This is a genomic window from Virgibacillus sp. Bac332 (assembly GCF_003667785.1).
GTDB classification, from domain to species: Bacteria; Bacillota; Bacilli; order Bacillales; family Amphibacillaceae; genus Virgibacillus; species Virgibacillus salarius.
Window position 1 is genome coordinate 1,272,531 of the sequence record NZ_CP033046.1, and the last position, 13,321, is coordinate 1,285,851.

The 13,321-nt window shown below is 34.9% G+C and carries 16 protein-coding genes; 12 read left to right on the forward strand and 4 right to left on the reverse strand.

The features are described 5' to 3' along the window. Positions 1 to 38 precede the first annotated feature (38 nt). Positions 39 to 254: a hypothetical protein gene (locus D9782_RS06115; RefSeq protein WP_121604322.1), complete on the forward strand. Its 216-nt coding sequence runs from the start codon at positions 39 to 41 to the stop codon at positions 252 to 254. A gap of 78 nt (positions 255 to 332) precedes the next feature. Here the strand turns inward: D9782_RS06115 and D9782_RS06120 are convergent, their stop codons facing one another. Together D9782_RS06120 and D9782_RS06125 are read right to left on the reverse strand one after the other, a co-directional pair. Further along, positions 333 to 782: an ImmA/IrrE family metallo-endopeptidase gene (locus D9782_RS06120; protein WP_034679274.1), complete on the reverse strand. Its 450-nt coding sequence runs from the start codon at positions 780 to 782 to the stop codon at positions 333 to 335. A 181-nt stretch (positions 783 to 963) separates the two neighbouring features. Continuing rightward, positions 964 to 1,314: a helix-turn-helix domain-containing protein gene (locus D9782_RS06125; protein WP_026681893.1), complete on the reverse strand. Its 351-nt coding sequence runs from the start codon at positions 1,312 to 1,314 to the stop codon at positions 964 to 966. A 317-nt stretch (positions 1,315 to 1,631) separates the two neighbouring features. Between D9782_RS06125 and D9782_RS06130 the strand changes: the two genes are divergently transcribed. The 11 genes from D9782_RS06130 to D9782_RS06175 all read left to right on the forward strand — a co-directional run bounded on the left by D9782_RS06130 (position 1,632) and on the right by D9782_RS06175 (position 10,828). Further along, a complete protein-coding gene (locus D9782_RS06130) occupies positions 1,632 to 2,048 on the forward strand; it encodes a helix-turn-helix transcriptional regulator (RefSeq protein WP_026681894.1) in 417 nt (138 codons plus the stop codon). Positions 2,049 to 2,336: 288 nt separating this feature from the next. Continuing rightward, positions 2,337 to 2,858 (forward strand): phage major tail protein, TP901-1 family, encoded by a 522-nt coding sequence (locus D9782_RS06135; RefSeq protein WP_026681895.1) that lies wholly within the window; start codon positions 2,337 to 2,339, stop codon positions 2,856 to 2,858. A gap of 95 nt (positions 2,859 to 2,953) precedes the next feature. Continuing rightward, positions 2,954 to 3,316, forward strand: coding sequence for a tail assembly chaperone (locus tag D9782_RS06140; protein ID WP_026681896.1), 363 nt, complete (start codon positions 2,954 to 2,956; stop codon positions 3,314 to 3,316). 50 nt (positions 3,317 to 3,366) lie between these two features. Continuing rightward, positions 3,367 to 3,672 (forward strand): hypothetical protein, encoded by a 306-nt coding sequence (locus tag D9782_RS06145; RefSeq protein WP_034679276.1) that lies wholly within the window; start codon positions 3,367 to 3,369, stop codon positions 3,670 to 3,672. Positions 3,673 to 3,702: 30 nt separating this feature from the next. After that, the gene (locus D9782_RS06150; protein WP_162986338.1) at positions 3,703 to 5,253 is read left to right on the forward strand and encodes a phage tail protein; all 1,551 of its coding nucleotides are present in this window, start codon (positions 3,703 to 3,705) and stop codon (positions 5,251 to 5,253) included. A gap of 12 nt (positions 5,254 to 5,265) precedes the next feature. Continuing rightward, positions 5,266 to 6,762: a distal tail protein Dit gene (locus D9782_RS06155; RefSeq protein ID WP_121604324.1), complete on the forward strand. Its 1,497-nt coding sequence runs from the start codon at positions 5,266 to 5,268 to the stop codon at positions 6,760 to 6,762. Beyond that, a complete protein-coding gene (locus D9782_RS06160) occupies positions 6,759 to 9,146 on the forward strand; it encodes a phage tail spike protein (RefSeq protein WP_121604325.1) in 2,388 nt (795 codons plus the stop codon). The genes D9782_RS06155 and D9782_RS06160 overlap by 4 nt, the downstream gene beginning before the upstream one ends. Beyond that, positions 9,146 to 9,316, forward strand: a complete 171-nt coding sequence (locus D9782_RS22735; RefSeq protein ID WP_161629278.1) for a hypothetical protein — start codon at positions 9,146 to 9,148, stop codon at positions 9,314 to 9,316. Before D9782_RS06160 ends, D9782_RS22735 begins: the two co-directional genes overlap by 1 nt. Before the next feature lie 153 nt (positions 9,317 to 9,469). Continuing rightward, on the forward strand, positions 9,470 to 9,745 hold the full coding sequence (locus D9782_RS06165; protein WP_026681900.1) for a hypothetical protein: 276 nt from the start codon (positions 9,470 to 9,472) through the stop codon (positions 9,743 to 9,745). Between the two features lie 15 nt (positions 9,746 to 9,760). Beyond that, on the forward strand, positions 9,761 to 9,994 hold the full coding sequence (locus tag D9782_RS06170) for a phage holin (protein ID WP_026681901.1): 234 nt from the start codon (positions 9,761 to 9,763) through the stop codon (positions 9,992 to 9,994). A gap of 66 nt (positions 9,995 to 10,060) precedes the next feature. Next, complete coding sequence (locus D9782_RS06175; protein ID WP_026681902.1) at positions 10,061 to 10,828, forward strand: N-acetylmuramoyl-L-alanine amidase; 768 nt, start codon at positions 10,061 to 10,063, stop codon at positions 10,826 to 10,828. A 601-nt stretch (positions 10,829 to 11,429) separates the two neighbouring features. Here D9782_RS06175 and D9782_RS06180 read toward each other — a convergent pair. Both D9782_RS06180 and fabI read right to left on the reverse strand, forming a co-directional pair. Then, a complete protein-coding gene (locus tag D9782_RS06180) occupies positions 11,430 to 12,101 on the reverse strand; it encodes a cupin domain-containing protein (protein WP_121604326.1) in 672 nt (223 codons plus the stop codon). A 337-nt stretch (positions 12,102 to 12,438) separates the two neighbouring features. Further along, on the reverse strand, positions 12,439 to 13,215 hold the full coding sequence (fabI, locus tag D9782_RS06185; RefSeq protein ID WP_121604327.1) for an enoyl-ACP reductase FabI: 777 nt from the start codon (positions 13,213 to 13,215) through the stop codon (positions 12,439 to 12,441). Positions 13,216 to 13,321: the final 106 nt, after the last annotated feature.

Below are 13,321 nucleotides of genomic sequence, written 5' to 3' on the forward strand. Positions count from 1 at the left end.
GACTTTTTTTACAATGGGTAAAGTGAAAATCGCTATCCGTGCGTATAAAAGCAGCTGTGTTACTTCATGCTAGCGTTGTAGAGCCTGATAATAGCGAAGGCCGGATACTTCAACTCCTGTGGGAAATGTTTGACCTGAAGATCCACTTTTTTGAGCGGGTTTTGCTAAAAAAGTTAGCTGAAGGACAAACCCCACGGAAAGGGAAGTGGGCAGCCGGAGTGGTGGTCAAGCAAGCAGTAGCTATTATTCCATAATAGCTACTAGAGAAAGCGTAAATCTGAGCATTTAGTGATAAGGATTGAGCGAATTTTGCTCAGTCTTTTTTGCAATTTTTATATAAATTTATTTTTATACATCTCTAATCGCTTGCATGCAAACTCGTATTCTACATTGAATAGGTGCATAATTTGATATGGGGATGCCTTAGGAATGCGTTGTAGCATGAACGTAGGTACACATAAGTGGTAGCTAAAATAATTTGCTTGCCACTCTTGCAGTTCAATGAAGGCTTGAGGTAAATATTCCTGACGACCAGCATGCCATAGGTTATGTGCTATTTCATGGGCAAATTCCTGCCATTGAACTTGTTCGTTATTAGTGGCATTTAAAAAAATAATGCATTTACCATTCTTGTACACAGTTTCGCTGCTAAATTCCCAAAAGTATACGGGTATTTTTAAGGAGTTAGATATATTCTCGATTCTTAGCTCAGTAGGGATCTTTATGTTAATTTTTGCTAATAAATGTTGGATGTAGTCTTCTGTCCTTGAATATAAATACATAGTAGCCCCCTTAATGGAATGTATGTTCGTTTTTGGTGTAAAATAGATGGTGCACAATGTTGTACACCTAGTATATTTCATGTATATGTGGAATCAGAAAAGGGTATATTTAGTGACCATGTAACTAAAGCTTACCAATTAATAATGCTCATACTCAATTAAAATATGATGAACTAAAAAATCATGTCTGATCCTCTTCTTTAAAGGCCTCCCAGATTCTTTTAAGTCTACGGAGGTCTTCTTCTTTATTTTTTGGTAATTCTTTATACCATCTCTCTAAAGATGGGTCATTACGAAAGGCTGCAAACGCTTCTTCTTCCGAAAGCCTAGGATCATCAGATCGCCCTAGTAAATAATCTGTTGTACTAGATAATACAGTTGCCAACCGATCCAATTCATGATCTTTGATCGGTCTATCTCCTAGTTCAATTCTGTTCATAACACTCACATTTAAATGAACACGTTTGGCAAGTTCGCGTTGACTCCAATTTCTACTTTCCCTTAACTCAATAATTCTTTTTCCTATATTCAACGTAAACACCACTTTCTATATCAGCAACTAAATCATATCATAATTTCCAAAAAAGAAACAATTCATTTCTTAAACAGAAATACTTTTTTTGACATTTCTAATATAGCAATGTATGATAAGAACACATGTTCTATTAATTAAAAATGAATGGCTGGGAGGAAGTAACATGTGTTCAAACAAAAATAGGAGTGTAAGGAACAACAATTGTGTTAAATGGGTAGTCAATGAATATAGGCGAGATAAGCGAACCGGTCCACTATCACCAATATCAAGAAGTAATTATGCGCAGCTTTTATTTGAAAAGGGGGCGGGCTTCCATGAACAAGGAACAAATCGAGAGTACGTTAAAAGATTATCATTGGATGATTAAAGAAATAAATCGACAACGTAAGCTTTTAAATGAGGATATTGGTACAAGGTTGGTAGCTCCTTCAGGGATAGAATCATCACTCCCAAAAGCACAGGGAACCGTAAGCGATCCAGTAGCACAGGAAGTAATAAGGCGGGATAAGAAGAGTTCTTGGATTGTTAAACTAGAGAAGAAAGTGTTATTTATTCAAGAAAGATTGCCAGCTATCAAAGACCCTAGAGAGGCTACGGTTTTAGAATGCATGCTTGATGGGATGACAATAAGTGCTATAAGTCAGCATATGGGACTTTCAAGAAGGCATATTTATAACATTAAAGAATCAATTGTAGACAAAATTTCACAGTTTACACACTCTTCTCAGTAAATGACAAGTTAGAATAGCTTGATGTAGACTAGAGTCAAGCAAGATAAATCAACAACGATTTCTCACAGATGCATGTCCGAAATGACGTAAAACTAAACATTTCTTAGCTATCGATAGATATTAAAAAGTCGTGAATGCGCCAATGCGTGTTTAGGGCTTTTTTTTATTGAAATGGTAGTGAAGAAAAAGGAGGTGAAATTCAAGAGAAGATGAATAGTGGTTTGTAGTTGCATTAAGGAAGTAGGAGAGGAAGTACTTACTATTTTATTTAAATTCGGAGGGAACAAAATGGCAGATAATCAAATTAAAATGCAAGAAGGAAAAAACAAAATATTATTATTTCGTTTGCTAGAAAATCAAAGTGAAGAAGCAGCAAAGTTAGTATTTCAAACAGAACATACGTTTAGCTACTCTCGTGAGTTAGAAAGGATTATAACAAAGGATGGTTCCTTAATTAATGTCGGAGAATTAGAGTCAGAAGTTAGCATTGAAGCAATTCAGGCAATGGGTGATCCAGTAGGTGATATGCTTCGCCAATCTGTTATTAAAGGACAAAAGCTTGAACTATGGGAAGTAACAGTAGATGAGGAATTAAAAACACCAGATAATAAGTATCCAGCTATCTATGCTCAAGGTTATTTAGACTCTTGGGAAGACCCGGCAAATGCTGAAGAAAATGCTACAATATCTAGTAACTTTACAGTAGAAATGGAGCCACAATTTGGCGAAGCTACGTTGACAGATGAGCAGCAAGCTGCAGTACAGTACGCTTTCCAGGATACGACAGTCGAAGCACCAATTGGAGAATAAAAACGTATAAGATGAAGCATATGAATTCGTCATAATAGGTGAATTCATATGCTATTTTTATCAATAAATTCAAACACATGGAAGGTGGAAAAATAATGGAATTTGTAATTAATGGAAAAAAACATGATTTAAAATTTGGAATTAAATTTATTCGAGAACTAGATAAGGAATATGAGGTGGATTACCAAGGAATGAAATTTGGTATGGGCGTAAATATGGCATTTATGAATCTACAACAGTTTAATCCAGTGGTCATACATTCTGTAATGAAGGCAGCTACTTCATATTTAGCTACACCACCAACGAATCAGCAGATAGAAATAGCTATTGAAAATTATGCGCAGGAGAATGACGGATTACATGACCTTTTTCTGTCATTGAAAGATGAATTGGGGAAGTCACCGGTCATGAAGGACACAATCAAACATTTTCAGAAGACAGCAAAAGTGAACAAATAGTAGATTCGGAACAAACATATGAGGAAATTATTATAAATTGCTTTCGATACTTGGCTTTTACCAGTCTCTATCACATTGAAGTTCTAACGTTACGGGAATATTTATTAAGACTACATGCATTTCAGTTACAGCAAATAGATAGAGAATATAACATGCATAAGCAGGCTTGGTTGAACCATCAAGTGACGCTAACAAAAGAACAAGGTAAAAAACAGGTTCCTATTTATAAGCGATTTAAAGACTTCTTCGATTATGAAAAATATTTGAAGGAGTTGAGAAAGCCGAAAATACGTTTAAACAATCAAATGAAGCGTATGGCAACTATTGCAAAACAAGTTAATTCTAAAAAGGGGTGAGAAAAATCTATGGAAAATCCTAAATCGTACATGGAAAGTTTTATGACAGACATGGGTACATTAAAGGATGTTAGTGGATCATTTACTACACTACAAGAAACTATTGATCCAGTAGTAACTCAACTATCTGAAATGGAACAATCACTTTCGTTTATACCAGATGTATCAGAAGGGATTACACAAGTGCAATCTGTTCTTGAGCCATTTCTGGGTGTTCTTGGTGGAACAGCTAATACTTTAAATACGATATCTTCTGCTGTAACAGGGTTTATGCCAATGATGCAGGAGCTACAGTCCATATTTAGTGGGTTATTTACCACTTTACTCAACAACCCGTTTGTTTTAGTTATTACATTAATTACCTTATTAGCAGCCACGTTTTTGTATTTATGGAGTACCAGTGAGACTTTTAGGGATATTGTAATTGGAGTTTGGGAATCTATTAAGGCATTTATGATGCCTATTATTCAGGAGATAGTTGGATTTGTAATGACTATATGGGGTTCCTTGACGACCTGGTGGATAGAGAATCAAGCCTTGATAATGCAGACATTTAAGACAATTTGGTCAGCTATTCGTACCGTCATAACTACGGTTATTGGGTTTTTACTCCCTTATTTAACAACAGCATGGCAGCTCATTTCAACTGCAATTACGAATGTTTGGAATGTCATAAAAACAACTATAACGATTGCTATGGAGATCATTAAAGGCGTAATTACAACGATTATGAAGGTGATTACAGGCGATTGGTCTGGTGCCTGGGAAACAATAAAATCTATGTTTTCTAATGTATGGGAGATTATGAAGTCGTTTGTTGTTATGAAAGCTACAGAAATCTGGCAGATGATAAAAAATAAATTCACTCAAATTAAAGACACGATTTCATCGTTAATGTCTAATGCCAAAAATGCGGTAGTCCAAGGGTTTATTACAATGGTGACAAATGCTATGACAAAGGCTCAGGAAATAGTATCAGCAGTGCGACAAAAATTTCAAGAAGTATTTCAAGCGGTTAGAACAAAGCTTGCAGCAGCAGTTGTAGAAGTAGGAACACAAATTGCAAAAATGCCAGGAAAAGTACTAGAGCTGGCTGGAAGAATGGTTTCAGCTGGTAAGGATCTCATTATGGGATTAATTAATGGTATTAAGGAAAAAGCAACAGGTGTAGCAACAGCAGCTCTTGATGCAGCAAAGAAAGCGGTAAACGGTGTATTAAGCTTTTTGGGAATTAAGTCACCATCTCGTTTATTTAGAACTATTGGTGATGATACGATGGCTGGGTTTGCTATGGGTATCGATCATATGTCTAAGAAGGTAGTCGATTCTGCAGTTGCTGTTTCAGACAAGGTGCAGGATTCGTTCAATCCACAATTTTCTATGCCAAATATCTCAGGACAGATTAGTAATGTAAATCGAGCGGCCAATCAAAGGATGGAAAATCATATGACAAATGAATGGGTTCATAAACAGCCAGCACATGTAAATGTAGCTATCGGTGGACAACAATTTAGTGCTTTTGTAGAGGACATAACGAAAGTACAAGGACGGCAGAGATTAATAAAAAAGAATTTTGAATAGAGGTGGTGTTTTATGTATAAATTTGTTAATCCAACTGATACTAACACAATTCAAAATGTAACTTCACTTCAAACATTATTCAATGGTAATAATCTAGATAAGGAGTTAAGTGATGATACAGGTAGTTTTGTAACATTAACAGTAAGTGGTCGATCAAATTTAAATCAGCGAATTAATACCATTGATGTACCTGGGTTAGATGGAACAAATGAGTATAGTAATCCAACTTTTGATATAAGAGAAATAACTATTAAATATAAGCTCACTGATCAAACGAAAGAAGGATTTAGGCAGCGTTATAATCGACTTAATTCTTTATTAGACGGTTCAAAGAAAGAACTCGCTTTTACAGATGAAGACGCTGTTTTTTATGCAACATTACAAACAAATGAGGTACCAGAAGAAGAAACGAATAGTGTTATTGGAAACTTAATCTTCTTATGCTCTGATCCTTTTAAATATGGTCCAGAACAACAAATCAACTTTACTGATAATGTAGCAACAGTTGTAAATGATGGTACAGTTGATACAAGCCCAATATTCCAGTTGGAAGTACTTTCTCCAATAACATTTGCCATGATTCAAAATCAAAACGGAGATTATATGATGATTGGTAAACCTTATGATATTGAGGGAATGGAGCCTACCGAACCTTATACAGAAATATATAATAATAAACTAAACAGTTTTACAGGATGGTCTAAGATTCCTGGTGGATATATATTTGATGATGACTTGTTAGGAGGAGTTGTGGATGGTTCATTAGCGATTGGGAATGGTCAATGGTATGTTAAAGATTATGGGAGTAATCCAAATGGTTGGCATGGACCAAGTAGAAAAACATCATTTGAAAAATCGATTCAGAACTTCCAAGTTAAACATTATATAACAAGTCTAAGCTATACTGGGCAACTTGGAAAGAATGCTTTATTTTTACTGGACGACAATAATAATATTGTTGCATCAATGGGTGTAGTTGATCAAACTATTTCTAAGTGGAATAATCATGTTGTGTTTAATCTTGCAGGAAACAAACAAATATTTAAATTTCAAGGTTTTAATAATACTCAGATGTGGCTAAGGTTAACAAGAAAAGATACATTATTCACAGCGGAAGTATATCAACTAGATAAGAATGGCAATGTGCATAATAAAGTAAGTAGAGTATTTGAAGATTTAAATGGTCAGTATCAAGCACCTATTACACAAGCCGCAGTTTACGTTTCTAATTATAAGGATTATTTTGCTATTCCGATGTATGTAAATCAACTACAAGTTAATCAAGTAAACAATATATCAGAAAATCAAATCCCTTTTATAGCTAAACAAGGAGACGTTATTACCTTTGATCATGATAAACAAAATCTATTAATAAATGGTGAAAGTAGAAAAGACCTTAAGGATTTCGGGGGAAGCTATTTTCGGTTATTAACTGGTCATAATGAATTATTTTCTTATCCAAAAGGATCTATTCAATCAATTTGTAATTATAGGAAGAAATTTTTATGACAGTAATTCATATCTTAGACCATAATACAGATAAAATCTTAGGGGACTCTACTACTTATTATGATGAAAATCATGTGGAGAATCTTAAAAGAGAAGAAACTTTGTACTTTATAGAACCTCCTAATAGTAAAATAACTTCATTCCTCAATAAAAAAAATCGTGTAGTAGTTCCTGTTGATAATGGTTTTTATCGTGAATTTATTATTGAAGAAGTAACTGGAGCTGAGGAAAAAGAAGTGTATTGCAGTGCATCACACATTGAGTTAAAGAACTTTAGACCGATATCACCAACGGTTTTAAACGGAGCAACAGTAAATACATCTTTAGATTATATTCTTAAGGATACGGGATGGAAAAGAGGAATTACAGATTATAGAGGAACGTGTAATGTTGTTTTTGATGAGTATATAACTCCGTATGATGCATTATTGCACATTTCTAATTTAGATATATATGATTTAGAGTTACAGTTTAGAATTGAAGTAGCTAATGGAAGAGTTTCGTCCCGATATGTAGATATGGTTAATAAGCGAGGTAAGTGGCGTGGGCGAGAAATTGAGTCAAAAAGGGATTTGATTAGCGCAAAACGGACCGAAATTACACGTGACGTAGTTACAGCACTTTATGGTATTGGACCAGAAAAGGAAGATGGTACTAGAGAAGTTGTTATTGTTGAAGATGATGAAGCCAGACAGGTGTGGGGGAGGAAGGTTAATGGAGTTATACATCACATTTGGGGTATATATATCCCCCCAAACTCCCAAGAAATAACCAAAGAAAGATTAAAAGAATTAGCAGAAAAAGAATTGGAAAAGAGGATTAATTCTGTAATTCAATATGAGGTTCAGGGAATAGATATTGAACAAATATTTGATATAGCAGAAGAGAAGGTAGAATTAGGTGATTATATTAGGATTAAGGCAACTGAGTATAATCCCCCTCTATTTCTTGAAAGCAGAATTATTTCTATAGAAGGTCCTATACGTAATAGATCACAGAAAAAATATACACTGGGGGAATTTATTGAATATACCGAAAGAGAGGTTAAGTATAATTGGGAAAACTTAAAAAATAAAATAAGTGAAAAAGTTAGTTTAATGCAATTAAAGAATTTTTCGGAGCCCAAAAAAATAATTAGCGATAAACCGCCTGTTAATGCACATGATGTAGTATGGGTGGACACTTCTCAAAATCCTTATGTGCCAAAAGTGTATAATTTAGGTATGTGGGAAAAAATGACACCTACTGTGGCGAAAGAAATAGGGGCTTATAATAAAACACAAGTTGATGATATTACAAGTGATGCAGATCGATTAACTAAGGGTATTATAGACGTTAGTGCAGTGACGTTGCGTACTTCAAGTGATGGTGCTCGTGTAGAATGGGACGGTTCGAAAGGATTAGTTCAATATAATTCAAACAATATTGCTACTTCATGGTTGGATTTAGAAGGAAATGCACATTTTGAGAATGGTTATTTTAATGGAGAAATACATGCAGAAAGTGGAACTTTTAAGGGAATATTATCAGGTGCGACTGGAACATTCTCAGGGAAGGTTGAAACCTCTCAATTAATTGTAGATAATCCAAATATTGAACAAGATGGAATGGTTGGATTACGGTTACAAACAGCAGCATGGCAAGCTAACGAACAACAACCTTTTCGAAAAACAGGTCATTTAGAATTTAACACATTAAACGATGCGTTGGAAATTTATAAAATAAACCTAAGTGGTGATGAAGTTCCTCTTGATGGCTTTAGAATTAATGTAAAACGGTCTGAATTTATTGGTGATGTAATTGCAAGTGAGAGTTTATATGCAAATAGATTGTTTACTAAGACAATTTACAGCAGTTGGGATCAAAGTAAATTTATTTTAAATGATTATCAAAATGGGAGTATTTCGATAAACGCTTTAGGTAACAACTTGTACTTGGGATATGTAAATACGTCAGAAGTAGTTTCCAATCGCCCTTTTCGAACGGTAGATTTATATGTTAACTCTATTAGAGCAAATACCTCAAGTAATGTTTATTTAAGGGTTCCGGATTCTGGAGGAGAAGTAGTTGTATCTTCTAGCACATCAACTGCTGATTATAAACCTATTCGAGCAAGTGACTTTATAAATTCATCAAGTGAAATGTTTAAAACCAAAATCCATAAATACAAAGGTAGTGCGTTGGAATTATTTAATCAAGCAGTTATTTATCAATATCTTAAAAACGGAGAAACAGAATATGGATTTATAACAGAAAGAGAGACACCGAAAGAAGTTATTAGAGGTAATGGGGTTAGTAGTTATTCAATTCAGGGATTAATAGTAAAAGCTATACAGGAATTGTTTGAGCAAATGAATCAAATGAAAGGGAGGTTGGGAATGTAATGAAAAAAATAAACGGAGATCGTCTATCTGAAATTCAAGCAATTGAATCAGCAAAAATAATAGCACAATTGCAAAGAGAAAAAGTTTATTTAATTGCTGAATTGGAAGAATACAAGAAAATGGAAATCCAAGAACAACAAGATAGCAATACAGAGAATAAAACTTATTAAGTGTTGTTTTTATTTCATAAAAAAATGAATTTGCATATTCTAGCTTTTTAAATGCTAATTTCACAATTTAATTGCTTAATTAAACATTATCGTTGCATTCTAATTTGTGTAGAAATAGGGGGGATAATAATAGTACAGCCAAAGGTAAGGGAAATGGAGAATAGTGAAAGGTTGGCGATAGTAGAAACAGAGTTAAAGCAACTTAATAAAACGATTACTGCCATGAATGAGAAACTGGATATTTGGAATCAAAGTTATCTTCCTAGAAATGAGATTTACATGATGTTTGAAGTACGTGATAAGGAAATCAAGGCAATTCAACAAAATATTTTATTGGAAGAAGAAAGTAAATGGAGTTTACGTCGCTTATGGCCAGCCTGGTTAGGTGTGGTTATAGCGGCTTTTTCATGGCTAGAAAAATTGTATTAACGGGGGCAGACAAACGTGGACAAAGGCACGATCATTCGTACGCTAGTATTGGCATTGGCGTTGCTTAATCAATTTTTGATAATTGCTAATCTAAACCCTATACCTGGAACAATGGAGACGTGGGGCGAAGCAATCTCTATTATATTTACTGCTACAGCAAGTACATGGGCTTGGTTTAAAAATAACTATATTACGTCAAAAGGTAATGAACAAAGGAAAGTATTACAGCAATCTAATCTGACAAGATAGTCAAGCGGCTAGTCCAAACGGGCAAGTCGCTTTTTTAATATAAAAATAATGAAGGAGGAATTTTTTATGACAAAAATTTTTATTGATGCAGGACATGGTGGTAGTGATCCAGGAGCAACTGGAAATGGATTACAGGAGAAGGATGTTACGTTGGCCATTGCTTTAAAGCTACGTGATATTTTAAACAGTGATTATGAAGGACATTCGGTTATGCTTTCGCGGACAACGGATCAAACATTATCCTTATCACAACGTACGAATATGGCTAATAGCTGGGGGGCAGATTATCTCGTTTCTGTTCATATTAATGCAGGTGGAGGTACTGGATTCGAATCCTACACTTACAATGGTAGCTATTCAGGCAAGGCTGAAACGAATCGATTACGTGCTATTGTGCATAATGCCATTGTGAATGAAACAGAGTTTAGGGATCGTGGAAAGAAGGAAGCAAACTTCCACATGGTAAGAGAATCTGCTATGCCAGCTGTGCTTACGGAGAATGGTTTTATTGACAATGCTGCAGATGCAGCAGCATTGAAGTCGGATGCTTTCCTAAATAAAATTGCTCGTGGTCATGCAGAAGGTTTAGCAAGTGCATTAGGTCTTACCCTTAAAGATGTAAATGATGGGCAAGGATATATTGAAGTAGTTGTTGATTCATTATGGACTTATAATACGGCAAATTGGAATGATAAGGCAGTTATAGTAAATCAAGGGGAAGTCTTTACTGTCATTAGGGACAAGTTCCCAGTAGATGGAGGTTATATGTATCAAATTAAGAGCGGATTGTATATTACTGCAAATCCAACCTATGTAAGGTATTATACGAAATAAAAAATCCGCTAAGGGTGTTGAATCCCCAAAGGTTACTAGATAAAAAAGATTAACCTTTGGGGTTCACCTCACTGTGAGGGAGGATCTTTAACTTTTGCTTATTCAAAATAAAGATCAAAACCTTCAAGTATTTCTCTAGCAGTTTTATTTTTTGCTTAATTGCTTTAAACCTCCACCATAGAAATTTTATCCCGCATATAACTGACAGTAAAACCCTCACTGATTGAAGTTTCACTTTATATAGGGTTGGGCGCCTCTGTTAGTCTGTCAAGGTGCTTATGATCGAACCCAGTTTTCCTTTTATGCACATTACTAGCTACATATTTATGTTCAAAAAGTTAATATGGAAATTGGAAACCAATATGATGCTTATGAGCTCCCGATATCTAAGCCAAAATATACCAATTCACATAGTATAATTAAAATTACTATTAACTTAAAAACAATCCTCAGTTCGTACTAATTTTTCCATTAATACCTTTTTAAAATATTTATGTTTAAGAAAATCTACTATAATTAAATTAAGAGGAAGAAGAATTCATAGTACTTGTCTAATGGTAAGGCTTTCTTTGTTATTTTTTGAATAGAGTTGGAAGTTTCCTTAACAATTGTAGCCAGGATAATAGCCAGGGTGGGGATGGCTGTATACATATTGCATCGGGTTATAAGGGTGTGGTAGCGGCATGTTTGGATAATGAACTGAAGTATAACCTTGGTTGTTATTTTTTGATTTGCGACTACATTCATCCGTTGGTCCAATAATAATGGTTTCGTTTTTTATCGGTGCAACGGCCTCTTTCCATGCTTCTGGATCTAAGCAATACGTATGAGCTATAACGTCTACAGGAGTTTTTGTCAAGATATCTGACCCTAAGATATATTCAGGATATGGCGCGTCAAAAATGGCTAGTAAATGTGTGTTGTTCTCTGACGCTTCTTCCCAATGCCACCATCCCTGAGGTATATTTGCAACTTGGTCTGGTGTGATTGGTATATTTTTAACTTCGTTATTGAAAGGGTTCATAAAGGAAACGACAGCTGAACCACTAATACAATACACCAATTCTGCTGCGTTTTGATGATAATGTGGCTCAACAACATGACCCTTGCTTAAATAGATATCAAGTATCGATACATTACTTAATGTATTTAATACATCTCTTCCTAACCGGTTAATATAATTCTCGGAATTCCTTGTAAATAATCGATTCGTATTTAAATCCGAGAAATATTCCACGTCAGGCTTCGTGTAATCCATGTAAGAAGTTACCATAAGCTTTTCTCAACTCCATATATTTAAAGTTATTCACATCATATCTTATGAAAAGCTATGGAAAGTGTGACAAATGCCTATATTGCTTACAACTAAAATTATGAGAAGCTTGCGAGAAAGAATACAAATGACATAGCGTTATGATGAATTAACGAAAGTATGGAACGTGATAGGGTGGCTATAGAAGTAATTCAAGCTAACAGGTAGGAATAAGTTTGATATAGTAGCCTAGCCATCGGTGTTCGTTTAGAAGGTAAATGACCATGTCTATAGGGTGATTGTTAATAATTTTTCTTTTGACATAAACAAAGGACGTACACGAATGCACGTCCCACTACTAACCGCCAATAATATGGTATCCAGAATCAACATGAAGAACTTCTCCGGTAATACCTCGGGAAAGTTCACTCATAAAGAATAGTGTAGCATCTCCAACTTGATCCTGATCCACATTTTTTCGAAGAGGAGCTTTTTCTTCGATCATCCCTAATTTTTCGTTGAAACCAGACACTCCTTTGGCTGATAGTGTACGAATTGGTCCGGCAGATACTGCATTAACTCGAACACCATATTTACCCATATCTTCAGCTAAATATCGCACGCTTGCTTCTAGAGAGGCCTTGGCAACACCCATAACATTATAGTTTGGAATAACCCTTTCTGCACCAAGATAAGTTTGTGTAACAATACTTCCACCCTCTGTCATTAGGTCCTTTGCGGCTTTTGTTACAGCTACTAAGGAATAAGCACTAATTTCCTGAGCTAGTAAAAAGCCATCTCGTGATGTGTCTGCATACTCACCTTGTAATTCCTCTCTGTTAGCAAAGGCTACTGAATGAACGACTCCATGAATGGTTCCAATCTTTTCTTTTATGGTAGAAAAAGCTTCAGTAATACTCTCGTCATTAGCTACATCACAGGATACAATCAACTTAGCTGTAATATCATGCTTATCAAGAAGCTTTGTCAATTTCTTGTAAGAACGATCTTGTCTATATGTAAATATTAGATTTGCTCCTGCTTTATGTAAGGATGATGTTATTCCCCATGCGATGCTTCGTTCACTTGCAACACCCATGATAACAATGTTTTTTCCTTCTAATAAATTCGTCATCAAAGTACCTCCATAATAATTCTTTTGTACATTATAACCTATCCCATAAATTGAAAGAAAGTCTTATCTATTGTATCATAGGACACTTCGTAATAAATCGCATCAA